This is a genomic window from Rheinheimera mesophila (genome assembly GCF_000986865.1).
Lineage (GTDB): Bacteria > Pseudomonadota > Gammaproteobacteria > Enterobacterales > Alteromonadaceae > Pararheinheimera > Pararheinheimera mesophila.
Window position 1 is genome coordinate 1 of record NZ_LAVS01000089.1, and the last position, 25,244, is coordinate 25,244.

Annotated in this window: 20 protein-coding genes; 11 read left to right on the forward strand and 9 right to left on the reverse strand. The window is 48.3% G+C overall.

Annotated elements, in window-relative coordinates; genetic code table 11:
* Both SD53_RS14875 and rpmE read right to left on the reverse strand, forming a co-directional pair.
* Positions 1–1,794, reverse strand: a 1,794-nt coding sequence (locus tag SD53_RS14875; RefSeq protein ID WP_046520984.1) for an nSTAND1 domain-containing NTPase, incomplete at its 3' end; no start/stop codon positions are given.
* Between the two features lie 164 nt (positions 1,795–1,958).
* On the reverse strand, positions 1,959–2,171 hold the full coding sequence (gene rpmE, locus SD53_RS18385) for a 50S ribosomal protein L31 (RefSeq protein WP_082101889.1): 213 nt from the start codon (positions 2,169–2,171) through the stop codon (positions 1,959–1,961).
* Between the two features lie 193 nt (positions 2,172–2,364).
* Here rpmE and priA point away from each other — a divergent pair, with 193 nt between their 5' ends.
* From priA to SD53_RS14900, 5 genes are all read left to right on the forward strand, one after another.
* Complete coding sequence (priA, locus tag SD53_RS14880; protein WP_046520985.1) at positions 2,365–4,530, forward strand: primosomal protein N'; 2,166 nt, start codon at positions 2,365–2,367, stop codon at positions 4,528–4,530.
* 48 nt (positions 4,531–4,578) lie between these two features.
* Positions 4,579–5,127 carry an SPOR domain-containing protein gene (locus tag SD53_RS14885; protein WP_241481818.1) on the forward strand — a complete coding sequence of 183 codons (549 nt, stop codon included), beginning with the start codon at positions 4,579–4,581 and terminating at the stop codon, positions 5,125–5,127.
* Between the two features lie 273 nt (positions 5,128–5,400).
* A complete protein-coding gene (gene hslV, locus SD53_RS14890) occupies positions 5,401–5,919 on the forward strand; it encodes an ATP-dependent protease subunit HslV (RefSeq protein WP_046520987.1) in 519 nt (172 codons plus the stop codon).
* A gap of 11 nt (positions 5,920–5,930) precedes the next feature.
* Positions 5,931–7,262 (forward strand): ATP-dependent protease ATPase subunit HslU, encoded by a 1,332-nt coding sequence (gene hslU / locus SD53_RS14895; RefSeq protein ID WP_046520988.1) that lies wholly within the window; start codon positions 5,931–5,933, stop codon positions 7,260–7,262.
* A 46-nt stretch (positions 7,263–7,308) separates the two neighbouring features.
* Positions 7,309–7,689 carry a gamma-butyrobetaine hydroxylase family protein gene (locus SD53_RS14900; protein WP_206539953.1) on the forward strand — a complete coding sequence of 127 codons (381 nt, stop codon included), beginning with the start codon at positions 7,309–7,311 and terminating at the stop codon, positions 7,687–7,689.
* Here SD53_RS14900 and SD53_RS14905 read toward each other — a convergent pair.
* The 4 genes from SD53_RS14905 to SD53_RS14920 all read right to left on the reverse strand — a co-directional run bounded on the left by SD53_RS14905 (position 7,686) and on the right by SD53_RS14920 (position 13,043).
* Entirely contained in the window at positions 7,686–8,414 is a 729-nt protein-coding gene (locus SD53_RS14905; protein ID WP_052749403.1) for a substrate-binding periplasmic protein, read from the reverse strand. The two genes, SD53_RS14900 and SD53_RS14905, sit on opposite strands and share 4 nt — an antisense overlap.
* A gap of 7 nt (positions 8,415–8,421) precedes the next feature.
* Positions 8,422–10,302, reverse strand: coding sequence for a methyl-accepting chemotaxis protein (locus tag SD53_RS14910; protein WP_046520990.1), 1,881 nt, complete (start codon positions 10,300–10,302; stop codon positions 8,422–8,424).
* 139 nt (positions 10,303–10,441) lie between these two features.
* Positions 10,442–10,966: a phosphatase PAP2 family protein gene (locus SD53_RS14915; RefSeq protein WP_046520991.1), complete on the reverse strand. Its 525-nt coding sequence runs from the start codon at positions 10,964–10,966 to the stop codon at positions 10,442–10,444.
* Positions 10,967–11,039: 73 nt separating this feature from the next.
* A complete protein-coding gene (locus SD53_RS14920; protein WP_046520992.1) occupies positions 11,040–13,043 on the reverse strand; it encodes a putative bifunctional diguanylate cyclase/phosphodiesterase in 2,004 nt (667 codons plus the stop codon).
* Between the two features lie 354 nt (positions 13,044–13,397).
* Between SD53_RS14920 and rraA the strand changes: the two genes are divergently transcribed.
* Both rraA and SD53_RS14930 read left to right on the forward strand, forming a co-directional pair.
* Positions 13,398–13,883 carry a ribonuclease E activity regulator RraA gene (gene rraA, locus SD53_RS14925; protein WP_046521033.1) on the forward strand — a complete coding sequence of 162 codons (486 nt, stop codon included), beginning with the start codon at positions 13,398–13,400 and terminating at the stop codon, positions 13,881–13,883.
* 3 nt (positions 13,884–13,886) lie between these two features.
* A complete protein-coding gene (locus SD53_RS14930; RefSeq protein WP_046520993.1) occupies positions 13,887–14,921 on the forward strand; it encodes a formimidoylglutamase in 1,035 nt (344 codons plus the stop codon).
* Here SD53_RS14930 and SD53_RS14935 read toward each other — a convergent pair.
* Together SD53_RS14935 and hutI are read right to left on the reverse strand one after the other, a co-directional pair.
* On the reverse strand, positions 14,918–16,402 hold the full coding sequence (locus tag SD53_RS14935; protein ID WP_241481820.1) for a putative bifunctional diguanylate cyclase/phosphodiesterase: 1,485 nt from the start codon (positions 16,400–16,402) through the stop codon (positions 14,918–14,920). The genes SD53_RS14930 and SD53_RS14935 overlap by 4 nt on opposite strands.
* A 133-nt stretch (positions 16,403–16,535) precedes the next feature.
* The gene (gene hutI, locus SD53_RS14940) at positions 16,536–17,771 is read right to left on the reverse strand and encodes an imidazolonepropionase (RefSeq protein ID WP_046520994.1); all 1,236 of its coding nucleotides are present in this window, start codon (positions 17,769–17,771) and stop codon (positions 16,536–16,538) included.
* A 126-nt stretch (positions 17,772–17,897) separates the two neighbouring features.
* On the opposite strand from hutI, the gene hutC reads away from it, so the two are divergent.
* The 4 genes from hutC (at position 17,898) to SD53_RS14960 (ending at position 24,077) form a co-directional block, all read left to right on the forward strand.
* Positions 17,898–18,623 (forward strand): histidine utilization transcriptional repressor HutC, encoded by a 726-nt coding sequence (hutC, locus tag SD53_RS14945; RefSeq protein WP_046520995.1) that lies wholly within the window; start codon positions 17,898–17,900, stop codon positions 18,621–18,623.
* A gap of 12 nt (positions 18,624–18,635) precedes the next feature.
* The gene (gene hutU, locus SD53_RS14950; protein WP_046520996.1) at positions 18,636–20,312 is read left to right on the forward strand and encodes a urocanate hydratase; all 1,677 of its coding nucleotides are present in this window, start codon (positions 18,636–18,638) and stop codon (positions 20,310–20,312) included.
* Between the two features lie 16 nt (positions 20,313–20,328).
* Positions 20,329–21,864: a histidine ammonia-lyase gene (gene hutH / locus SD53_RS14955; RefSeq protein ID WP_046520997.1), complete on the forward strand. Its 1,536-nt coding sequence runs from the start codon at positions 20,329–20,331 to the stop codon at positions 21,862–21,864.
* Between the two features lie 185 nt (positions 21,865–22,049).
* Positions 22,050–24,077: a methyl-accepting chemotaxis protein gene (locus SD53_RS14960; protein ID WP_046520998.1), complete on the forward strand. Its 2,028-nt coding sequence runs from the start codon at positions 22,050–22,052 to the stop codon at positions 24,075–24,077.
* 414 nt (positions 24,078–24,491) lie between these two features.
* On the opposite strand, the gene SD53_RS14965 is transcribed toward SD53_RS14960, so the two are convergent.
* Positions 24,492–25,109, reverse strand: coding sequence for a restriction endonuclease (locus SD53_RS14965; protein ID WP_046520999.1), 618 nt, complete (start codon positions 25,107–25,109; stop codon positions 24,492–24,494).
* Positions 25,110–25,244 lie beyond the last annotated feature (135 nt).

Consider the following 25,244-nt stretch of genomic DNA (forward strand, 5'->3'; position numbering starts at 1 on the left):
AGTCAGTACACAGAGTAAGGCAAAGGTAAAGCGTCTGCTGGTGCGCAGCAGTTTGGCTCTTTTGCCTGAAGCCAAAATAAAAGCTTGTTCATTGGCATCTAAAGTAAAAAAGCCGTTTTGTGCCAGTTGCTGGGCTTCAGCTAAAGGTTTGCCGTCGGCCAATAAATAAGCGCTGTGTTTATCTTCGGCCAGCCAGCGTTTGGTTAAATGCTGCAAGCGGCTTTTTACACTTAAACTTTGATGATGTTCTGCTATCCAGGCTGTTGCTCTTGGCCAGCGCCTTAATAAAGCTTCGTGTGCCACACTAAAACAGGGCACAGCGTTTTGCAGGTGGGAGACAAATAAACGATGCTCCACCATAGCTTGTACCAAAGCGCGTTCAGCGTCATTTTGTAATTGTTGCCAGAGTGCTGTACGGCTGGTGATGGACTGTTCGTCTTCGCGTAACGTCACCAGTAAAGAGAGCACGCGGGGTAAGCTGTCTTTTTCTGCGATGCTTAACTGGGCTATGGCCTGCTCGGCATTTTTACCTATAGCACCTTCAATACCACCTAAGTTTTTATAGACAGAAAACAGCAGCTGATTGCTGTCGCTGCGCTGTAAATACAATTCCTGCAAGGTGTATTGCAGCATAGGTAAAGCATCGGGGTTGCTGGCGGCTTCGCTGCATAACAACTCATCCAGTGGTACTGCGGTGTTTGGATCTAAATCCCAGCTTAAATTGGCGGCTATGGCGGGTAAGCGGATCATTTGTAAAAGTTCGGCTCTGCCGGGCGGTGCTAAGTCAAAATGCGCACCACGGGCTTTGCCTGCCATCAAACTGGGATAGGTAACCAATAAAGGGTAAAACTCGTTACGACAGGCACTTAATACCAGCACTAAACCTGAAGTGGCCAGTTGTTCCATCCGGTCGATAAACTGCAACCTTTCTTCTTCGCTAAACAGCGGCGAAGACAACAGCACTTCAAGCCGGTCGATAAAAATGGCAAAACGGCATTTGCTTTCGTTTTGGCTATGATTTTGAAGCGCTTTTTTACAGCTTTGCAGCACCCAGTCCATTTGATGCTGTAATTTATCTGCCAGCTGTTCGGCACTGCAGCCGTCAAATACCGGCTGGTCTGCAACTTCCCAGTCGAGCAAGGTACTTGCCAGTTGCATCAATAATTGGCCTGGGGTTAGATCGGCTAAATCCAGACTGCTGTACGACTCTACCTTGACGCCGTTGTAGCCGCTGTTTTGCATCAGATTTGGCATTACGCCAGCATTGATTAACGAAGATTTGCCGCTGCCGCTTGGGCCTAAGACTAAACAAAAGGCTCTGCCGTATTGCACTTGCTGCGCTATACGTTCCAATAAGGTGTCAATTTGACTGCCACGGCCAAAAAACACTTTGGCATAACGGGCATCGTACGCCTGTAAACCCGGAAAAGGTGAACCACCCTGCCAGCTTTGAGGTGTGGCGCTCTGTTCCTGCCCCAGCGGGAAAGTGACCTGAGCTAAAGTGCGGTAACCACGTTTACGAATGGTTTCAATATAAGTAGAGGAAGTAGCGCTGTCGCCAAGAGCTTTACGAATTTGGGTGATAATTTTATGCAGCGGGTTATCGCCCACTTCAGCCTGAGGCCAGCAAATGCTGACAATCTCGTCGCTACTCAGTACTTCTCCGGCCTTTTGGCATAACAACACCAGCACATCCATAGCTTTAGGTTCAAGCTGGATCAGCTGTTTGCCAAGCCTCAGCGTATTGGCACTGGGGTCTACCTGCCACTCGCCAAAAAAGAAAGTACCAATCATAATCACAGCCAGAAGTTAACTATATGTTTAATATATAGTATTGGGCTTATTATGAAAGAGGGTCTGGTCTTGAATGTTGGATCAGTTTGTGGATTCAATATTTAAGGCATGACCCCAAAAGTAAAAAAGGCACCCGAGGTGCCTTTTTTGACTGATGCCTAAACTTACTTGGCGCCCAGTACTGCGAAACGTTTTTTGAAGCGGTCAACACGGCCGCCTACGTCTAACACTTTCTGCTTACCAGTGTAGAAAGGGTGGCAAGCTGAGCAAACGTCCAGGTGGATGTCTTTGCACAGTGTAGAGTGAGTTTTGAAAGAGTTACCGCAAGTACAAGTTGCAGTGATTTCTTTGTATTCCGGGTGGATACTTGGTTTCATGGGTTACCTCGTTAGGCCGTATCGCTATCTGATCAACTGTTGTCAGACACCATACGCAATTTCAGTTAAATTAGGGCGCGTAGTTTAATGGCTAGGGCTTAAAGTTTCAACAAAATGGCTGATTTATTTTTAATGGCTTTGTTGTTTCCCAATCATTAAACTAATTTATTGATAAAACAGGTGGAATTTAGCTGTGACAGTAGTGCGGGTGGCCTTACCTATACCTCTTCGGGTGCATTTTGATTACCTTTGTGACACAGAGGTCAGCCCGGGTTGCCGTGTAATGGTGCCTTTTGGCAAACGTGAGCTGATAGGAATTGTCTGGCAACTGAACCCCAGCGACAGCTATGACGTGACTCAACTGAAAACTGTCACTCAGGTTTTAGATCAAACCCCGGTCTTAGCAGCCCCTATCCGGCAACTTCTGAGTTTTGCTGCCGATTATTACCATCACCCGTTAGGCGATGTACTGACCAGTGCCCTGCCCGCTTTACTGCGGGATGGCAAAAACGCTGATCCGGTCAAAGGCCATAGTTATAGCCTGACCGAAGCCGGCCAGCATTTAACTGCAGAGCAGTTTAAAGCGGCGAAAAAACGGCTGGCCTTATGGCAACAACTGCAGCAGCCTCAAACAGAAACCCAGTTACTTGAGCATTTTCAGCGCAAAGAGCTGCAGTATTTTGTTGAACAAGGCTGGGCTCACGTAACGCCAGTTTTGTATGGTCCTTATCAAACGGCGGCTGAGCAGCAAAAATCCTTACCTTTAAATCCAGCGCAGGCTTTGGCTGTGACAGCAGTGCAACAAGCACTGGGCAGTTTTAGCTGTTTTTTACTGGAAGGGGTGACAGGTTCAGGCAAAACCGAAGTGTATTTGCAAAGCATAAGCCCGGTGGCCAAAGCCGGTGGGCAGGTACTGGTGTTGGTGCCTGAAATCGGTTTAACACCACAAACCTTAGCCCGCTTTGAACAACGTTTTGCAGTGCCTGTGGGCGTCTGGCACTCCAATATGACCGACCTTGAGCGTTTTACTGTCTGGCAACGCTGCCAAACCGGTGATTTGGCTATAGTAATTGGTACCCGCTCCGCCTTGTTTTTACCTTTTTTAAAGCTCGATTTATTGATCATTGATGAAGAGCACGATCACTCTTTTAAGCAACAAGAGGGGTTTCGTTATCACGCCCGGGACTTAGCTATTAAACGTGCTTCGATCCAGCAATGCCCTATTTTATTGGGCTCAGCCACACCCAGTTTAGAAAGCCTTGCCAATGTGCAACAAGGTCGTTTTGCTCATCTGGAATTACCCGACCGCGCTGCAGGCCAATTGATGCCGACAGTGGAGTTGGTGGATTTAAAACAACAACAAATGATGTTTGGTATGGCGGGTTTAACCCGACAGCGTATCGAACAGCATTTAAAACTCGGCCAGCAGGTGTTGCTGTTTTTAAATCGCCGTGGTTTTGCGCCAGCTCTTATTTGTCATGAATGTGGCTGGATGACCGAATGCCACAGATGCAGTGCTTTTACTACTTTTCATAAACAAAGCCGTCAGTTGGTCTGCCACCATTGTGGCGCCACTAAAGGCGTGCCACATCAATGTGGGGGTTGTGGTAGCACTCAGTTGGCCCCTGTAGGCCAAGGCACTGAACAGTTGGAAGAACAGTTACAGCAGCTATTCCCCGCGCACACCGTCACCCGCTTAGACAGAGACAGCACCAGACGCAAAGGCAGCTTACAGCAGGCGTTGGATCAGATCTTACAAGGTGAGCCTCAGCTTATTTTAGGCACTCAGATGCTGGCCAAAGGCCATCATTTCCCCAATGTAGGTTTGGTAGTGATTATTGATGTCGATTCTGCCTTATACAGCAACGACTTCAGGGCGCCTGAGCAATTGGCGCAGTTATTAACCCAGGTATCGGGCCGCGCTGGCCGCGGTTCACAGCCAGGAAAAGTGCTGCTGCAAACCCATTATCCCGGTCACGCCCTGTTGCAGGACGTGATCCAAAACGGTTACGCCTCTTTTGCCCGCAGCGCATTAAAAGAGCGACAACAAACCTTTTTGCCACCTTTTATGTTCCTGGCCTTATTCAGAGTAGAAGCGCACCAGTTGGATCTCTGCCAAGAATGGCTGCAAAAAGTGGCAGAGCATTATAAAAACTGGCCACAAGTGCAACTGCTTGGCCCGTTGGCTTGTCCGCTGGAACGCAAGGCGGGCAAATACCGCTGGCAACTTCAGCTTTTTGCCAAAGACAGGAAACAATTGCATCAAAGTCTGGACTCGGTGCTGAGTGACATCAGCCGCTGGTCATCAAGCCGTAAAGTAAAATGGCAGTTGGATGTAGACCCGCAAGACCTGAATTAATCATTTCTTTTTAACAAAACTGCAGTAGAATGCGGGACATCAGGCCAGTTGTCCTTAGTTGTGAAGATGCCACAAAGAGATTATGTCAAAGCAGGTCGGGCCGCTCCCAGACCCAAAAAGAATACCAAAACAGTCAAACCTTTCCCCTGGCCGTTAGTAATAACTGTCGGCGTGTTAGTCATTGGTTTTGTATGGTTTTTATACCATTTGTCACAAAAAACTCCGGTGGATGACGCGGTAACTCCTGCTATTACAGCGAAAAAAGACGAGTTACCCCCCAAGCCAGCAGCCGAGCCTTATCAGTACATTAAAGAGCTGGAAAACAAAGAAATTCAGGTGCAGGTAGAAGAGCTGGAAGCCAAAGGGCCGTTTTTAATGTTTTGTGGCACTTATCGCGCTATTGAAACAGCACAGCAAATGAAAGCCAAAGTCGCTTTTGCCGGTTACCCTTCGGAAGTGCGGCGCATTGAAGGCAAAAATGGCGTGTTTTTCCGCGTCACTTTAGGGCCTTACAGCAGTAAACGTCAGGCCGAAAGCGATAAAAGTCGCTTGATGCGCCAAAGAGTGGCTGAATGCCGCATAGCGAACGCTACTTAAACATCTTCATATCTATACCCAAGTATACCCAAAGTAATTGGAGTTGCAGGGAGGCGACAAGTGCGTGAGCCCCCAGGAGCATAGTTCACCTATGTGCAATTGGATTGAAGCGAGAACTCGCAGTTCATACCAACCATCATAGACCTACAAACAACTGGGGCGAGAGCACGCAGGCAACAAAGCTGCAGCTTCAAGTACGAAGGGTATTGAAAATTTGCGTCCCCACCCTTATCTCCTTGCTAATCTGTTTTCTTCAGCCAAAAAGGGCTTCTGATGACCACTATTGTTTCTGTACGCCGCAATGGCCATGTTGCTATTGCTGGTGATGGCCAGGTTTCGCTGGGTAATACCGTGATGAAGGGCAATGCCCGCAAAGTCCGCCGTTTGTACCATGGCAAAGTGCTGGCTGGTTTTGCCGGCGGCACAGCCGACGCTTTTACTTTATTTGAACGTTTTGAAGCCAAACTTGAGATGCATCAGGGCCATTTAATGCGCGCTGCTGTCGAACTGGCGAAAGACTGGCGCACCGACCGTATGCTGCGCAAACTCGAAGCTTTGCTCGCTGTGGCCGATGCCAACTGTTCCCTGATCATCACAGGCAACGGCGATGTGATCCAGCCAGAACATGACTTAATCGCTATAGGCAGTGGTGGACCTTTTGCTCAGGCTGCGGCCACAGCACTGTTGGCCAACACTGAACTCAGCGCCCGTGAAATTGCGGAAAAAAGCTTAACCATAGCTGGTGATATTTGTGTCTATACCAATCATCACCAGACCATCGAAGAATTGTAAGGGTAATTTGCATGTCTGATATGACCCCAAGAGAGATAGTCCACGAGCTGGACCGCCATATTATTGGTCAGGCCAACGCCAAAAGAGCAGTGGCCATTGCACTGCGTAACAGATGGCGCCGGATGCAGCTCGACCCTGCTTTGCGCCAGGAAGTGACGCCTAAAAATATTCTGATGATAGGCCCAACTGGTGTAGGTAAAACTGAAATTGCCCGCCGTCTGGCCAAACTGGCCAACGCGCCTTTTATCAAAGTGGAAGCGACTAAGTTCACCGAAGTCGGTTATGTCGGCAAAGAAGTGGAAAGTATTATCCGCGACTTAACCGACAGCGCGGTAAAAATGTTCCGTGAACAGGAAGTGGCAAAAAACAAATTCCGGGCTGAAGAAGCGGCGGAAGAGCGTATTCTGGATGCCTTATTACCACCAGCCCGTGATGCCTGGGGCAAAGCTGAGCCAAGCGAGTCGGACAGCAACACCCGGCAGATTTTCCGTAAAAAGTTACGCGAAGGTCAGTTGGACGACAAAGAAATTGACATTGATTTAGCAGCTCCTGTGCTGGGTGTGGAAATTATGGCGCCTCCGGGCATGGAAGAAATGACCTCTCAACTGCAGTCTATGTTTCAGAACTTAGGGGCGGATAAGAAAAAAAGCCGCAAATTAAAAATTAAAGACGCCTTTAAACAACTGGTGGAAGAAGAAGCCAGCCGTCTGGTCAATCCGGAAGAGCTGAAACTGAAGGCTTTGGACGCTGTTGAACAAACCGGTATTGTGTTTATTGATGAAATCGACAAAATTTGTAAGCGTGGTGAAACCAGCGGCCCTGATGTGTCGCGTGAAGGGGTGCAACGTGATTTACTGCCGCTTATCGAAGGCTGCACTGTCAACACCAAACACGGCATGGTGAAAACTGATCATATTTTGTTTATCGCTTCAGGCGCGTTCCAGATGGCGAAACCATCAGATTTAGTGCCTGAATTGCAAGGCCGTTTACCTATTCGTGTTGAGCTGGATGCTTTATCTGCCAATGACTTTGAACGTATTCTGACGGAACCTAAGGCTTCGTTGACCGAACAAAGTGTGGCGATGCTGGCGACCGAAGGGGTGCAGGTGCGTTTTGCCGCTGACGGCATTAAACGCATCGCTAATGCGGCCTGGCAAGTGAACGAGCGCACTGAAAACATCGGCGCCCGCCGCTTGTATACGGTGATGGAAAAGTTGCTGGAAGAGTTGTCTTTTGATGCGGCAGACCACAGTGGTCAGCAGATCGTGATTGACGCAGCTTACGTCGACTCGCACCTGGACGCTTTGGTGCAAGACGAAGATTTAAGCCGTTTTATTTTATAACTCTTAAACCGCCGGACACCTTATGACAGCACAGACTCAACCCCCTGTGAGCAGCACACCACAAGTGTCTGTGCTGCATTATCATCGCTTAAGCAAACTGCTGGACGTCAAATTTGCCGACGGCCAGCAGTGTCAGTTAAGCGCTGAATTCTTAAGGGTGTTTTCGCCTTCGGCTGAAGTGCGAGGCCACGGTAAACCCGTATTGGTCAGCCATAAAAAAGCCGTAGCTATCCTGCAGATAGTGCCTGTGGGTCAGTATGCGGTGAAACTGGTGTTTGATGATGGCCATCAGACAGGTTTGTATAGCTGGGCTTATCTGGCCAAACTGGCGGCTGGGCAACATGAACTCTGGGCCGATTATCTAGAGCGCTTAAAACAAGCCAACAGCAACCGTGAAGTGCAGCTTAGTATTAAACAGATTTCTTAATTTGCCTTGTTGGCCTGTTGCATCACGTGCAGATAAGCCCGTTGTAACTGCTTAATTTTGGTTGGTTTAGTCTTGATACTGGCTGCCAGATAAGCCTGAAGTGCCAGCTCAGGAATTAAATAAGTGACCTCAAACGCACTTTCAGCTAAGCCTGTGGTGCGCGCCAACGCGGGCAGCAATACCGGGTTGTCGACAATCAAATCAACTTTGCCATTGGCCAGCAGCAACCAGCTTTGCTCCGCATCAGCCACAACCACCAATTGCTTCGCTTCCACAAAACCTTGTGCTGCCAGAAAATCATAGGTACTGTCTTGCCGCTGCACCGCTATCGTCAGCTCCCGGGCTTGGGTTAGTTGCTTGACGGCAGCTTTGCTATTCGTTTTCAACCGGATAAAACCAAGCTGGAAAGCAGCCAGCGGTCCAATCCAGTGAAACAACCTCTCACGCTCTTTAGTTTTCGCTATCCCATAAATCAGTACATCGGGCTGATTCAGCGCCAGACTGTAGGCCCTGGCCCATGGATACATCTGAAACTCAGCGGTAAGACCTGCTTCAGCTATAATTCGACGCACCAACAGGGTATTAGCTCCTGCTATCTGCCCATTTTCTATTTGCTGAAAAACGGGCATAGGTTCGGTCACCACCAGTAAATCAGGTCCGGCTGCTGCAGGACTGTTCAACCCTGCAACAACCAGCAGCAGAATCAAGACTGACCGTCTTTTCATTTCAGCCTTAGGCCTTAAATTTATCAACGGTGCGATGCAGCATACTGGCCTGACTGGCCACTTCTTCGCTGATCTGGGCGTTGTGCTTAGAAATACTCAGTGAGTCCTCCGAAATATCGCGAATACGAACCACATTTTTATTTACATCAGCCGCCACTAAACTTTGCTCTTCCACAGCAGTCGCGATTTGGGTGGTCATATCCATGATCAGCCCAACATCCTTGGTAATTTGCCGCAACAACTCAATGGTAGAACTGGCCTGACTGGCACTTTCTTTGCCTTGGCTCTGACAATTTTGCATCACTGCCACGATGTTTTTGGTGCGTTGCTGCAAGCCGGAAATAATCTGTTCAATTTGGCCTGTCGACTCCTGAGTGCGCTGCGCCAGACTGCGGACTTCATCCGCTACTACAGCAAAACCCCGGCCTTGTTCACCTGCCCTGGCCGCTTCAATGGCTGCATTCAACGCCAGCAAATTGGTTTGTTCAGCGATAGCGCGGATCACATCCAGCACCGAGCCTATAGTGGCACTGTCCTTCTCCAGCTCGGCCAAAACCACTGAAGCTTGCTGCAGTTCCTGCGATAAAGCATTGATCCGGCTTACGGTTTGCTCCACTTCTTTTAAGCCCGACAAAGCATTGGCATTGGTATCCTGAGCTTTCGCCGCAGTGTTTTCGGTATTGACAGCAATTTCATCCACCGTAGCGCCCATTTCAGTGACTGCGGTCGCCACCATGTCACTTTCCATTTGCTGTTGTGCCATGCCTTTGCTGGTTTGTGCGGTCGACTTCGCCAGCTCATGAGTGGCCTGATCCAACATTTCTAACGCCTGATTGACATTACTGACCAACTCCTGCACGTCCGACAACATATGGTTAAAATCTTGAGCTAACCGGGTCATTTCGTCCTGACCATCTTCAGTCACACGCAAGCGGAAGTCATTGTCTTTACGCACCAAACCTATAGTGGCGCAGACTTTTTGAATAGGCAGCAAAATACTCTTACTGGTCATCAGTACCAGCACTATGACCAGCACCAGAACAAATACAAACAAACTGATCGCCAATGTCTGACTGGCTGCACTGGCTTTTTTAACCGCCTCTTCAGTTTGTTTTGACATTAAATCCAGACTTTCTTCGGTTTGATGAATAGCCTGACGCATTTGTCCCATCAGGCCCTGATCATGTGCCAAACCAATGTTCTGCTCTCCCTCCACTAAACGGGCAAAGGCCACACTGTAAGCATCGGCTAGTTGCTGCATTTGTAACGCTTGCGCGCTGTCACTGATATTCGTTTGAATTTGATTACGAAATTGCGCGAAACCTGTGTTAAAGCTGTCCAGATACTTGATATCCAGCCGCAGCATAAAATCTTTTTCCGCCCGGCGTAGTTGCAATAACTGCGTTGTCAGAAGTAAGTCATTACTGTTTTTAAATGCCTGTTCCAGCGCATGGGCCTTAGAGCGCAACTCACCATACAAACCAGACTGAGGGTCCAGCCCTACCTGCTCTGATAATTGCACCAGTTGATTAAATAACTGCTGATAACTTTTGGTAAAACCAGTAAAGGAGTTCAGCGGCGCCGTGTCTATGCCCTGCGCCAGCAGTCCTTCGGCTAACAAGGTCGCTTTCTGCTCCAGTTCGGTTGCGGTTTGATTAAACTTTTGCTGATACTCCAGATCTGAGCGTAACAAGAAATCCTTTTCACTGCGTCTGAGCTGCAGAACATTCAGGTTTAGTTGTTCCACTTCAAGCCGGAGTTGGGCCAGAGTGGTCAGTTGATGACTTTGGAACAGCAACAACCCCAACATAATTAACATGGCTACAGCCACTGTAATAGCGTTGAGTAGTAAACGCTGACGTATTGAGAACTGACGTAAAAAAGTCATAGAAGAGAACTCCAAAAATACTGCACAAGCAGTTGAATCGGTTGGGGATATGAAAATTACTGTTAATTATAGAGAGGGAATGCAAAGCAAGCAGGCTTTTACTGCGTCAACCATGAAATATTTAGTAAAAATTGCAGAGTTAATGCAGGATTTGTTGCGCCATCAGACAACTGGACACACCTAAAGACGAACCAGCCAGAATATCCAGCGGAAAATGTACCCCTAACAGAATACGGGACAAGCCAATTAAGGCCGCCCAGCTAAAGCCTAACCAGGCCCACTCCGGATAAAAACACAATACAGTACTGGCGACCACAAAAGCAGCGGCTGTATGGCCGGACGGTAAACTGAACTTATCCGAGGCTTCAATATGGGCTTGCATCATGCCTGCCATCAACTGGTAGGGGCGCTGGCGGCGGATCGAGTTTTTTAACAGTAAATACAAAGGCAATTCAATAGCAAAGCTTAACAGCAACAATTCGGTAAAGGCGCTAGCATGAGTCAACTCCAACGCAAACAACAAAGCAACTAACAGCAGATACAAAGGGCCGTCACCGGTTTTTGAACACCAGAAACTAAATTGATGGATACGTTTGCGTTCGCTTTTGCTGAACAGGGCAAGAAAACAACGCTGATCCCATGAGCCTAGCCTTTGTAACCACATAAGCCACCTGTCGTATGAATTTGACCTTATGCAGCTTAAAGTGGCTTAGTGACAAACACATGACAAAAAATAATCAACCCGGGGTTAAAGCACAACCATTCAATAGAGCCAGAGCTTCGGCTTCGGGTAGGGGTTTGGCCAGCAGATAACCCTGTATCGCATCACAGGCCAAAGTACGCAGCAACTGCAACTGGGTTTCAGTTTCAACGCCCTCAGCCAGTATACGTTTGCCCAACCCATGCGCCAGGGTGATCATGGTTTTGACGATCATCATATCTGAGTCGTTGGCCGCCATCTCAGTGACAAAGCTGCGGTCTATTTTAATTTTGTCGATCGGCATTTTGCGTAAATACCCCAAAGAGGAATAGCCTGTGCCAAAGTCATCAATAGAGACGCGAATGCCCATTTGCTGCAGCTCATTAATATAATTCGAGCCCTTGTCCATATCGCCCATAGCGGTATTTTCAGTAATTTCCAGTTCAAGCACAGCAGGCGAAACCTGATACTTTAACAGTAACTGCTGAATTCGGCTTTTCAGGCCATCGACCTGAAAATGCACAGGCGACATATTCACCGCCAGCGGAATATGAATACCTTGTTTTCTCCATTCAGCCAAAGTGCAGACGGCTTTTTCCAGCAGCAATAAATCCAGCTCTTTACTTAAGCCAACCTGCTCAACCAAAGGTAAAAACTGCCCGGGCATCAACAAGCCTTTTTGCGGATGCTCCCAACGTACTAACGCTTCATACGCCTCTATTTTTTGTTCCCGCAGATCCCACTGTGGCTGGAAATAAAATACAAACTGGTCTTGCTCCAACGCCAATAACAAATCTTTTTCCAGGCTCAGTAAGCGGGCCGACTCTTCTTCCATACCAGGTTGATAAAAGGTGCATCTTTGCTGCTGACGTTTGCAATGATGAAAGGCAATATTGGCTTTTTGTAATAGCATATCTGCCTCAACGGCGTGCTGTGGCGCGCAAGCCAGACCTATGCTGGCAGTCAGTTTGATCAGGCCACTGTCTGTCGTAAAGGGTTTTTCAATCAACTGTTCCAGATGCTGTAGCGCAAATAACTTTTGTCTGTCTGTACTACAGTCCTCCAGTACCAAAGCAAAAATATCGCCACCGGTGCGTGCTATCAGCCGGGGTTTAACAATAGAGGATTCAAAACGGCGGTTTACTTCTCGCAAAATACGATCGCCTTGTTTTAAACCCACCGATTCGTTCACCACTTTGAAGCTATCCAGACCTATCATCAGCAAGGTGATGGATGTATCAGCCTGCAACAGCAGCGATAGTTCCCGCAACAAAGCATCGCGGTTTAATGCTCCGGTTAAAGGGTCGTGGCTGTCCAGGTATTGAGTTTTTGCGGTCAGTTGCTGGTTTGTACTACGCTCGTCTTCCTGCAACCAAATGATCAGACCTAAGCCCAAAATCACCTGCACCAACAGTTCAAGATGTTTAAAATAAAGCACGATCTGAATAGATTCTTGCTCTGTCTTATGCCAGAGGATGGAGCCGGCGCTGGCCAAAAATAATAGCCCCCAGGCCAACATAGCGCTGGCGACCACTTTAGTTGCAAAAATGCGTTTGGTTAAACTCCAGAGCCAGCAACCCGCTACACACAACGCCAGGCCGATTAATACCAGACGCAAATAAAATTGCAGATACAAAGTCAAATCCTGCCACTGCGGTAGCACTAAAAATAACGTAACGGACAGCAGAGCTATGCCTGTCACCAGCAACAGCAATTGGTTTACAGTTCTGGACGCCAGCCGTTGCTGTTTCACGGCTTCATACACTCCTACTAAAATCCAGACCGCAAAACCATAACAAAAACTGATGTATAAAAACTTCACCGCCGAACCGAAAAACTCAGCGGCAAACACAGGACGCCAGAATACTTCAACCAGAATAAAAGCGGCATACGCAGTAAAACAACTAAAAGCGATTGCCCAGGATTTCAGGTAATTACGTTGATAGACTTTAAAGAAATACCAAAGCAAAGCGGTCAGGGTAAAGGCAAACCCTATTTGTGTCAGGTGCAACAAGGTTCGGGCTAACAGCTCTGGGTTCAAAGGCAGGATCCTGAAAAAACAACTTCAATTAAATTAGCAAAGTCACCTTAACACTGGCAATACAGAGTCACAATCAGGCGACCGAAGAATAATAAAAATGACAAAGACATTGGATCTAATCAGAAGCAACAAAAGCAGCGAGCGAATGAGCGCTGTCAACGACCTTGCAGCTTCAGGTGAGACGGGTGATTAGCCTAAGCAACTGAAGTTGCAAGCAGGCGACAGACGAATGAGTCCCCATGAGCATAGATAAACTATGTGATTGGGGCGAATGAGCGCTGTCAACGACCTTGCAGCTTCAGGTGAGACGGGTATACTGTGTTTTTGATCAAAGACTTAAGTTTGGAGCACACTATGGAATATAACACCTCGGAATTATGTGATCTTTACGCCGACATGATCGATGTGGTTGAACCCATTTTCGCCAATTACGGTGGTCGCCGTTCCTTTGGTGGCACAATCCAGACCATTAAATGCTTTGAAGACAACGGTTTAATTCGCCAGGCATTGGCTGAACCAGGCGTAGGTAAAGTGTTATTAATTGACGGTGGTGGTTCCTCCCGTCGTGCTTTAATCGACGGTGAGCTGGCGGCTCTGGCCGCAGCGAATGGCTGGGAAGGTATTGTTTGTTATGGCAGTGTGCGCGATGTCGATACGCTGGAAGATTTTGATATTGGTATTCAGGCGGTGAACGCCATTCCTGTCGGTGCTGATGACAGAGGTTTTGGTGAACACGAAGTCCCGGTCAATTTTGCCGGTGTGACCTTTTTACCCGGCGATCATTTATATGCAGATAACACTGGCATTATTTTATCGCCCGAGCCTTTGGATCTGGAATAACAGATGAGTGATACCTTAATCCGCTATCAGGCCGCCACTTTGGCGGCCTTTCAACAGGTTCGGCATGGTGAGACCCGTTTGGGACAAATGCTGCTTTATGCTGATGTGGCATTGCCGCTCGCTGAAGCTTTAATCAAAGCAAAGCAACAGGGTTGTCTCTATGTGCTGTTGGGAGTGCCGGAAGATATAGGCCCGCGCGCTAATTTAGGCCAGGGCGGTGCCGAGCTGGGCTGGCAGGCTTTTATTCGTAAATTTATTAACTTACAGCAAAATGAATTTTTAGACGGCTCGCAGATACTGCTGCTGGGTGAACTAAACTGCGCCGATTTGCAGCAACAGAGTCAGTCCGCGGACCTAACGACTTTACGCAAGCTCTGTGCAGAGATTGATCTACGTTTAGAACCATTGCTGCTGGCAATTTTTAATACGGGGTTGACGCCTATAGTGATAGGCGGTGGCCACAACAACAGCTTGCCGCTGCTTAGCGCTCTGGCAAAAAGTCAGCAACAAGCTGTCAACTGCATCAATCTTGACCCTCATGCCGACTTCCGTTTACTGGAAGGTCGTCACAGTGGCAACGGCTTTAGTTATGCCAAAGCTCAGGGCCATTTAGATAAGTATTTGGTGATGGGCTTGCATGAGTTGAAAAACTCCGCCAGTTCTTTAGAACAAATTAAACAGGCTGGTGTGGATGTATTCAGTTATCAGCAACTCTTTGTACGCCAGCAAGCCCCCTGGCCAGAACTACTGAAACTCTGGTTGAACCAGCACGACCCACAGCAGGTGTTTGGTATAGAGCTGGACACAGATGCCATTACCGGTATGCCGGTCAGCGCCTACAACAGCTGTGGTGTCTCAGTGCAACAAGCTGAACATTTTGTCTATGTGCTGGCAAGCCAGACTCAAAGCCGGTATCTGCACCTGGCAGAAGCAGCCCCGGCTCAGCATCCTGCCGGTTTAGCGGCTGGGATGAACGACGCAGGACAAATTTTAACAGCCCTGGTCTGCGCCTTTTTGTTTGGTAAGGCGCAGCTTTAATAGGTCGCCTTGCTGTAGCTCCACTGCTTGACCCAATCAGGAAAGGCGTCCAGCGCAAAGGGCTTGGCATATAAAAAGCCCTGCCCTCTGGTACAGCCCATCGCTATTAGCTTTTGCTCCACTTCAGGCTGTTCTACGCCCTCGGCCACCACCATAAAATTCATATTTTTTGCCATATCAATAATTGCGCCGGTAATAGCGGTGTGGGTATCGGAGCGGTGTAAGTCGAAAATAAAGCTGCAATCTACTTTGACCTGGCTGATCGGCAGTTCACGCAAATAAGCCAGCGAGGAGAAGCCGGTACCAAAATCATCCAGCGCCAGCTCTACGCCAAGCTGTGCCAGGTGTTTTAGCATCCGCATGGCTTTGTCAGGCTCTGCGACTAAAGCACTTTCTTTCAGTTCCAATACCAGTTGCGATGGCTGCACTTTATAGCGTTTAAGCAACAGCTCTAAACTATCGACCAGTTCATCCTGCAATAAATCTTTGCTGGAAATATTCACTGCAATTTTGCAATGGATTTGTTGTTGTGCCAATTCAGCCAGCATCATGACTGCTTTTTCCAGCACCCATTGTGTCAGCGGATAAATGACTCCCATTTGCTCCGCCAGTTCTAAAAACTCTGTAGGCCCCAATAAACCGCGACGTGGATGATGCCAGCGCACCAACACTTCACCAGCGATCACCTGACGGGAGCTCAACGCAATTTGTGGCTGAATATGCAGTTTTAACTGCTGCTGGCTTATGGCATGGCGCAGTTCAGCCATTAACCCTAATTTATCGTTGTTGTAGCTGATCAGCTCCGGATGAAAAACCGTCGAGTTGCTGTGCGCCCAATGCCGGTTTTGTATCGCCAGATGAGCTCTTTCAATCAAATCAGATAACAATTCACCATGTTGCGGATAGTGCGCTATACCACTTTTCAACTGATACTCCACTGCACAACCATGGATCAGTAAGGCTTCAGGCACAGCATGTTCCAGTCGGCGGGCAATTTGCTCTGCAGCGTGCTGACGCACACTGGCATCCACCCAAAGCACAAAATCGACCCCACCTATATGCGCTACTTTGCTGTATTGTTGGTCTTGTTGCTCCAGTACCAGCAATTCCTGATCCGACTGCACAGCGGTATTAATACGTTGGGCTATCTGTACCAACACCAGATTGGCATTCTGGTGACCCAAAGCCTGATTCACCTGTTCAAAGTTCTCAATTTTCAACAGTAACAAGGACGCTTTGTGGTTAGGGTGACTACGACACCAAAGCTCAAACTGTTGCTGTAACTGCAGCTTGTTTGGTAAGCCACTGGTGTCATCATGCAAGGATAAAAACGCTAAATCGTTGGCAGTCGCGGCTTTTTCACCAACTCTTTGTGCTTTCTGTGCTTTCAGTTGTTTTTTTAATAACACAATCCAGAGTGCAAGAAGCAGCACCAGCAGAGTTAATAAAACAACCCAATAAAACAAAGGCTGGCTGGCCACACTCTGAGCCCAAGCAGGAGCAGAGCTGGTCAACACTACGACAGATAACCAAGACCGGGGAGATGACAACACAGCCAACACTCAAAAGATCAGATAAGATCTTAAGATTACTCTGTTTTTCTGCCTTGTAAAGTTAGCCCAGGCCACGCAGATTGACTTCGCGCCCACCTTTGACCAACTGAGTTAAGCTGTTGACACCTAACTGATAACATAGCTCTGCAGGCTGGCTGATTTGGTACAGGCCAAAATCTGCCTTATGTCCCACAGTCAGAGTCCCTCTGTCGGTCATACCTAAAGCGGTGGCTGCATGTCGGGTCACGCCAGCCAGAGCCTCTTCTGGCGTAAAACGGAATAAAGTACAGGCCATATTCAGCATCAGAGGCAAATGACAGAAAGGTGAAGTTCCAGGGTTTAAATCAGTAGAGATAGCCATAGGCACCTGATGCTGGCGTAAGAGCTCAACAGGTGGCAGCTTGGTTTCACGTAAAAAATAAAAGGCACCAGGCAATACCACAGCCACTGTACCGGCCGTTTTCATCGCCAACACGTCTTCTTCCTGCAAATATTCAATATGATCGGCAGATAAGCCACTGAATTCAGCTACTAAACTGGCGCCGCCCAAATGCGATAACTGCTCAGCATGGGCTTTGACTGGCAAAGCCAAAGCTTTGGCTTTTTCAAACAACAAGCGGCTTTGCGCAACCGAAAAACCTATGCCTTCACAAAATACGTCCACCGCATCAACCAGCCCGAGTTGATGCAATTGCGGCAACATCTCGTTCACCACCAGTTGCATATACTCATCTGGCCGACCGGCATACTCCACTGGTAAGGCATGAGCACCTAAAAAGGTCTTCTGAATATCAACTGGATGAGTGCGATCAAGCTCTGCTGCGACTTCGAGGATTTTTTGCTCTGTCTCTACATCCAAACCATAACCAGATTTGATTTCCACCGTAGTCACGCCCTGACTCAACAAGGCATTTAAACGCTGTTTACTCAGTACAAATAACTCTTCATGACTAGCTGCACGGGTTGCAGCCACTGTGGATTTAATGCCGCCGCCCGCTTCAGCAATTTGCTGATAAGTCGCGCCATTTAAGCGCATTTCGAATTCATTGGCGCGGCTGCCAGCATAGACTAAATGGGTATGACAATCGATAAAACCCGGCAGCAGCCACTGGCCTTTGCCGTCATATAAAGGGGTTGATAACAAATCGGTTTCTGGCAATTCGGCTTTAGGACCCAACCAGGCAATACGGCCGTCTTTAATGGCTAAAGCAGCATTGGTAACGGCACCATAAGGCTGACCATTATCGGTCATAGTGGCTAAATTGACATTAATCCAAATTGCATCAAAGACTTGCATTTTACTCCCCTGCACGGCTTGTGCTTTGTTTTCATCGGTCTGAAATTAATTCTACCCGATCAACTTGTATATACAACCAAATTCAGCTATTTTTCTCTGCATTCCTCTTCAGGTAGTAAAACAACCATGGACAACAGTGCCGGGCAAAAGAAGTTTGCCACCATCAAAGATTATATTTTGAGTCAGGTTGAAACTGCGGCCTGGCCTGAACATAGCCGTATTCCATCAGAAAACGAGCTGGCGACTCAGTTTGGCGTCAGCCGCATGACCGCACGTCGTGCCTTGCAGGAACTGACTGAACAAGGCGTTTTGTATCGCACTCAGGGGGTTGGCAGTTTTGTCGCGTCACCCAAGTCGCAATCCTCTTTGCTGGAAATTCGCAATATCGCCGATGAAATTCAGCGTCGTGGTCATTTTCATAAAGCAGAATTAGTGCAACTGACCAGCCTGCCCTGCCCTGGCGTGGTTGCTACTGCTTTGGGGTTAAGCCGCAATGCGCCGGTGTTTTTCTCCTTAATTGTGCATTACGAGAACCAGCAACCGCTGCAACTGGAAGCCCGTTATGTCAATCCGGAGCAAGTGCCGGATTATTTGGCACAGGATTTTGTGCTGCAAACCCCACATGAATACTTAAGTGCGGTGGCGCCTTTAACCGATGCCGAGCATATAGTCGAAGCCGTATTGCCGGATGAACTAACCCGCCAGCATCTAAAAATACCAGCTTCAGAACCTTGTTTACGCCTGACACGCCGCACCTTTAGCCGGGGTGGCGCTGTCAGTTTTGCCTATCTGACCTCTGCAGGCAGCCGCTATCGTTTAGGCGGGCACCTGACTATCCACCCTAAGACTTAAAGAGATAACCCTATGAGCAATCCACGTTTAGACCCAAGCCGGGTGATCCGCGCCGCCCGCGGCAGCGAAATTACCGCCAAAAGCTGGCAGACCGAAGCCGCCAAACGTATGTTGATGAATAACCTCGACCCTGAAGTGGCCGAGCACCCAACCTCTTTAGTGGTGTACGGCGGCATAGGCCGTGCCGCCCGTGATTGGGCTTGTTACGACAAAATTATCGAAGTGCTGGACAGATTAAACGACGACCAGACTTTATTGATCCAAAGCGGTAAGCCTGTTGGTGTATTCCCGACTCACCCGGATGCACCTCGCGTCTTGCTGGCCAACTCCAACCTGGTACCGAACTGGGCCAACTGGGAGCACTTTAACGAGCTGGATAAACAAGGCCTGATGATGTATGGCCAGATGACAGCGGGTTCGTGGATTTACATTGGGACTCAGGGCATAGTTCAGGGTACTTACGAGACATTTGTCGCCATTGCCAAACAACATTTTGCCGGTGAACCTTCAGGCAAATGGATTTTAACCGGCGGTTTAGGTGGCATGGGTGGCGCTCAGCCATTGGCCGCCACTATGGCAGGTTTTCATATGATTGCCTGTGAAGTGGACGAGTCCCGTATCGATTTCCGTCTGCGCACTGGGTATGTCGACCAAAAAGCCTACAACCTGGATGAAGCCTTGGCCCAATTAGAGGCGGCCAAAGCAGCAGGTAAACCCACCTCTATCGGTTTGTTGGGTAATGCAGCAGATATCTTCGCGGAATTAGTTGCCCGCGACATTATTCCTGATGTCGTCACCGACCAGACCTCAGCGCACGATCCACTCAATGGTTACCTGCCCCAAGGCTGGACTCTGGAACAGGCTAAAGCGCGTCGTCTTGAAGATGAAACTGCAGTAGTGCAAGCCGCGAAAGCTGCGATGGCGATTCAGGTGAAAGCGACTTTGGATATGCAAAGTAAAGGCGCTATCGCCGTGGATTACGGCAATAATATCCGCCAGATGGCACTCGATATGGGTGTGGCAAACGCTTTTGATTATCCGGGTTTTGTGCCTGCTTATATCCGTCCTCTGTTTTGTGAAGGCATAGGCCCATTCCGCTGGGTGGCGCTGTCTGGCGATCCGGAAGATATCTACAAAACAGACGCCAAAGTTAAAGAGTTGATCCCCGATAATCCGCATTTACACCGCTGGCTGGATATGGCTCGGGAGCGTATTAAGTTCCAGGGCTTACCAGCCCGTATTTGTTGGATTGGTTTGAAAGACCGCGCCCGTATTGCATTGGCATTTAACGAGATGGTGAAAAACGGCGAGCTAAAAGCACCGATCATCATTGGTCGTGACCATTTAGATTCAGGTTCTGTCGCCAGTCCAAACCGTGAAACCGAAGCCATGATGGATGGCTCAGACGCAGTGTCTGACTGGCCATTATTAAATGCTCTGCTCAACACGGCTGGCGGCGCAACCTGGGTGTCGTTGCACCATGGCGGTGGCGTAGGCATGGGCTACAGCCAACATTCAGGTGTGGTGATTTTAGCGGACGGCACAGAGGCGGCAGCACAGCGGTTAGGCCGGGTGCTGTGGAATGACCCGGGTACTGGTGTGATGCGCCATGCCGACGCAGGTTATGACATAGCAAAAAACTGTGCCCGTGAACAAGGTCTTGATCTGCCGATGATCAACCAGAACTAATTTGAAGGACAAGAACATGACTTACGCTTTAACCATCACTCCGGGTGAACTGACTCTGGCGCAGCTACGTCAGGTGCACCAACATGCCGTAACCATCACTTTAGACCCGGCCGCTTTGCCTGCTATTGAAGCATCCGCTGCTACAGTAGCAAAAATTGTCGCGGAAAACCGCACTGTATACGGCATCAATACCGGTTTCGGTTTATTGGCTAATACCAAGATTGAACAAGACAAACTGGAAACACTGCAGCGCTCTATAGTGCTGTCACACGCTGCTGGTTTTGGCGATCTGATGGACGACAGCACAGTACGATTAATGATGGTACTGAAAATTAACTCCTTAGCCCGTGGTTATTCAGGAGTACGCCCGCTGGTGATCAACGCCTTAATTCAGTTGGTTAACGCCGGTGTGTATCCTTGTATTCCGAAAAAAGGCTCGGTCGGTGCATCAGGCGACTTAGCGCCTTTATCCCATATGGTGCTGCCATTAATTGGTGAAGGCGAAGTTTGTATTGCTGGCCAGATATACTCTGCCAAAGAAGGCCTGGCTATTGCGGGTTTAGAGCCTATTACTCTGGCCGCGAAAGAAGGCTTAGCGTTATTAAACGGTACTCAGGCCTCTACAGCTTTTGCGTTGGAAGGTTTATTCCGCGCTGAAGATCTGTATGCAGCAGGTGCTGTGATTGGCGCCATGAGCGTCGAAGCCGCTATGGGCAGCCGTTCACCTTTTGATGCCCGCATTCATGCAGTACGTGGTCAGCAGGGTCAAATCGATGCCGCTCTGATTTACCGTCATTTATTAGGGGAAAGCTCAGAAATTGCAGACTCCCACAAAAACTGTGAAAAAGTACAAGACCCTTACAGCTTGCGTTGTCAGCCCCAGGTGATGGGCGCTTGTTTAGCGCAAATCCGTTTTGCCGCTTCAGTGTTGTTAGTCGAAGCCAACGGTGTCACCGACAACCCGCTGGTGTTCGCGGCTGAAAATGACATTATCTCTGGCGGTAACTTCCACGCCGAACCTGTGGCTATGGCAGCAGATAATCTGGCTTTGGCTATTGCCGAGATTGGTGCTATTTCTGAGCGTCGTATGGCGCTTTTAATTGACTCACATTTAAGCAAATTACCGGCTTTTTTAGTCAATAACGGCGGTGTAAACAGCGGCTTTATGATTGCTCAGGTGACAGCAGCAGCCTTGGCTTCAGAAAACAAATCTCTGGCGCATCCGGCTTCTGTCGACAGCTTACCAACTTCTGCTAATCAGGAAGACCATGTGTCGATGGCAACTTTTGCCGCCCGTCGTTTAACTGATATGGCAGAAAATACCTTAGGCGTATTGGCCGTTGAGTATCTGGCCGCAGCTCAGGGCATCGACTTCCGTGCACCACTTAAAGGCTCACCGGCGGTCGAAAAGGCCAAGGCTTTATTGCGTGCCGAAGTCAGCTTTTATGCTGTCGATCGTTACTTTGCCCCTGATATCGAAAAAGCGGCTGAATTGCTTCGTCGTGGCAGTTTAAATTCTTTACTACCGGCCAACTTGTTAAGTAGCTTCTAAAGCATTAATTAGATTACATTTTTTACAAAGAGCACCAACATGGTGCTCTTTTCTTATCAGAAAAGACTAAATTTGCACCAATCTGGCTAGACCAGTTAAAAAAACTTTGTTAGTTTCAGCTGTCGATTTTCTATCTATCGCATTCTAACCAATACTAAAACCATAACAGCTGTTGGAATTTGTCTATGAAACTTCGTGTTGCGCATAAAATCTACCTGGGCTTTGGCTTTATTGCCTTGCTGTTATTAGTCGCCAGTTTATCGTCACTCTGGAGTTTTGCTGTGGTCAACAGCACCAGCAGCCAAATGAATGAAACTGCTGTGCCTGTGCAGCAACAAAGCAATATGGCGCAAATTCAGTTGCTCAAACTCGCCAAACTATCTGCTTTGGGTTACACAGCCGAAGATGCCGCCAAAATTAGCGCCTACCAAAACGAATTTATGCAAACCTCGGAGATTTACCGTAGCCGCATGACCAGTCTTACCCCTTTGGTCGCGGCAGAACCCGGCTTGCAAAAACCTCTGACTGAAGCTCAACAAACCTCGCAAGCCTATCAGCAGGCCGTAGAACAACTGTTCAAATCCCGTTTAGAGGCGATAGCTATGGGTGAGCAGGCCGCAGCAGAGCTGAAAGAGTTAGAAAATCTGATCGACACCGCAGGGGCCACACTGGTAGATATCTCGTTTCTGGACGCTCCGGGTAAAGCTGCGCAAATGGCCTTGCTGGAGGGCGCGGCAGGCCGGGTCGATGGTCAGTTATTAGGTTTACTGAAAACGGTACGCGAAATTGCCGCTATGACAGACCCGGCACAACTTGCCAGCAGCCAGGAGAACCTGGAATTTGCGTTCAGTGATATGCAAGGCAACCTGGATTACATTGCCAACATAGTGAAACAAGTGGCTGCGGACGATTTGTGGCAAGATTTCCTGACCCAGTTAAACCAGGCGAAAAGCCGGATTGAAAGTGAAAATAATCTGGTCAGTATTAAGTTGCTTCAGGTCAGCCAGTTACAAGCAGCACGCCAGCAACTGGATTTGTCTGAACAACAAGTGACCCAGGCTATCGCAGCTTTGGACCAAATGATTAGTCAGGCCGACAGTCAATTTAACCTTTTGCAGCAGGATTTATCTTCCGCCTTAAACTCTGGCACGATAAGAGCTGTCATTATGCTAATTGTGTTGGTAGGCCTGGCTGTAGCGGCAGCCTATCTGACGATAAAAGCTATGATTACACCGCTCTCCGGTATCAACAGAGTGCTGGCCCAAATTGCCAAAGGTGATTTAAGCCGTGAGCTGACCAACAATTCCGACGACGAATTTGGTGAGCTGTCCGCCAATGTTAATATGCTGATCAAAGCGCTGCGACAACTGATTGAGCAAATCCAGCAGGGCGTGCTGGAGTTGAACCAAAGTGCCCGTTTATCCAGTCAGGAAGTCAGCGCTATTCATCAGGCTTTAAACACCCAGCATCATCAGGTGGCGGAGGTCAACGGCATTACCCATCAGTTGGCAACCAATACCCATCAGATCGCTGAACAAGCCGATTTGGCACAACAACAAATGCAACAAGCTTTAGTTCAAAGCCAACAAATAGATCAGGTCTCAGCCGCCAATAACAGCCTGATCCAGGCTTTGGCGCAACAGCTCAACGATACCAGCCAGACCATGCAGGCCGTGAATACCGAATCAAACAATATAGGAGGTATTCTGACCACTATTCGTGGTATCGCCGAACAAACCAACCTGCTGGCGTTAAACGCTGCGATAGAGGCCGCCAGAGCCGGCGAACAAGGTCGCGGCTTTGCCGTTGTGGCAGACGAAGTACGTTCTTTGGCGGTGCGCAGTCAACAAGCCACAGATGAAATCCGCGGTATGATCGGCAGCCTGCAACAACAAAGTATGCAAGCTGTGAAGTCGATCGAAAAGGGACAACTAGATGCAAATAACTGCGTGGCCCAAAACGGTCAGTTGATGACAGCTCTGGCAGAAATAAATCACGCTATTGAAGCCATGCATCAAATCAGCGATCACATAGCCACCACCACATCCAACCAATTACAACTTGGTACTGCCATAGAACAGAGTATGCACAGTATGGTTGAACTGGCAGAGCAAAGCACAGAACGCGCGACCTCCACTCTGGAGCAAAGCGCTCAGGTTGCGACAGCCGCAGGCACACTGGAAAACGCAGTACGAAGTTTCAAATTACACTAACTTCTGAATCAGAACTAGCCAGAGTACTCGCTCTGGCTTTTTTATCACACAACTAGTCGCCTCCCCTATCTTGCAGCGTCTTGTCCGACTCACGCTCGGCTGCGGCAGCTTAGCCATGTCTTGGGTTACAAAATCAGGAGAATGCAGAACAAAAGATTCGGTATCTGCGTAAACCTGACAAGCGGGCTCGCTGTTTACAGCATCGGTATTCAGCCTCAGTGCAATAGCAACATAAGACAGGACGTCTGGGACGTGTGAAGCTTAAAAAAATGGCCAGACAGTGTCTGGCCAGGCAGGAAGTGTGTAATCCGTTATCTTTGTTCGTTCCATGTCTAACATTCGTAAACGCTTGATCATCATGACAAATTTGGCGATAAAAACATGACGAAAGCTTTATATAGCTTTACATCAGCCTTATATCAGCGCTAATTGGCTGAAATTTTCAGCATGAACGTACTTTTTCAGTCGCTGTTGGTCAAAAAGTTCGATACCCGCTTCAGCAGCAAACAAACGCACCTGACTGTTAATTTTTTGGTAGCACACAATTAAGCCGCGTTGGCAATTAAGCGATAACATTTGCTGAAATACAGAACGAACCTGAGCCACTGTTAAGGCTTGCTCTAAGTCAGGTTGAATATAAAGCAGCAAAGCCTGTTGCTGACGGCGTACTAAAAAATGAGAATCGCAGTCTTCCACTGATTCCATTTCACGGCCAAAAAACTGTAATAAATGCTGGGTGTTTTCTTTAAATTGCTGCTGTTGTCGACCCAGCTTGCTACCTTGTGGCCACCACAGAGGATTCAGCACTTCTTCCTGACGCTCCAGTTCCAAAAAGGCCAGAATATTAAATAGCAGTGCCAGCAAAAACATCGTCACGAAAAGCCATAACATTGCGCTGGACCAGGCAGAACTTAATACCCAACTTTGGCTGCCGGATAAAACTGAATACTCAGAAAATAACAGGTAGGTTGCTCCCGCAACTATTCCTGCGGCTGTCGCAACACATGAGCTGATCAACCATTTGTTATTCATCACAGGATCTCCTGACAGATTTGATAGTGGCAGTATCAAATCTGGCGGAGAGTTTTACCTGAAATAACCCTGATATTTGCTTTATATCTGTTTAACCTGCGTATTTAAAGCTGCTGCTTTGTTGGCTGCGTTTTC

Coding starts and splice junctions, on each gene's coding strand:
- rpmE (WP_082101889.1), bottom strand. CDS start 2,171: ATGAAACCAAGTATCCACCCGGAATACAAAGAAATCACTGCAACTTGT.
- hutU (WP_046520996.1), top strand. CDS start 18,636: ATGAGCAATCCACGTTTAGACCCAAGCCGGGTGATCCGCGCCGCCCGC.
- SD53_RS14915 (WP_046520991.1), bottom strand. CDS start 10,966: ATGTGGTTACAAAGGCTAGGCTCATGGGATCAGCGTTGTTTTCTTGCC.
- hslU (WP_046520988.1), top strand. CDS start 5,931: ATGTCTGATATGACCCCAAGAGAGATAGTCCACGAGCTGGACCGCCAT.
- SD53_RS14965 (WP_046520999.1), bottom strand. CDS start 25,109: ATGAATAACAAATGGTTGATCAGCTCATGTGTTGCGACAGCCGCAGGA.
- SD53_RS14905 (WP_052749403.1), bottom strand. CDS start 8,414: ATGAAAAGACGGTCAGTCTTGATTCTGCTGCTGGTTGTTGCAGGGTTG.
- SD53_RS14960 (WP_046520998.1), top strand. CDS start 22,050: ATGAAACTTCGTGTTGCGCATAAAATCTACCTGGGCTTTGGCTTTATT.
- SD53_RS14910 (WP_046520990.1), bottom strand. CDS start 10,302: ATGACTTTTTTACGTCAGTTCTCAATACGTCAGCGTTTACTACTCAAC.
- hutC (WP_046520995.1), top strand. CDS start 17,898: ATGGACAACAGTGCCGGGCAAAAGAAGTTTGCCACCATCAAAGATTAT.
- hutI (WP_046520994.1), bottom strand. CDS start 17,771: ATGCAAGTCTTTGATGCAATTTGGATTAATGTCAATTTAGCCACTATG.
- SD53_RS14930 (WP_046520993.1), top strand. CDS start 13,887: ATGAGTGATACCTTAATCCGCTATCAGGCCGCCACTTTGGCGGCCTTT.
- hslV (WP_046520987.1), top strand. CDS start 5,401: ATGACCACTATTGTTTCTGTACGCCGCAATGGCCATGTTGCTATTGCT.
- hutH (WP_046520997.1), top strand. CDS start 20,329: ATGACTTACGCTTTAACCATCACTCCGGGTGAACTGACTCTGGCGCAG.
- rraA (WP_046521033.1), top strand. CDS start 13,398: ATGGAATATAACACCTCGGAATTATGTGATCTTTACGCCGACATGATC.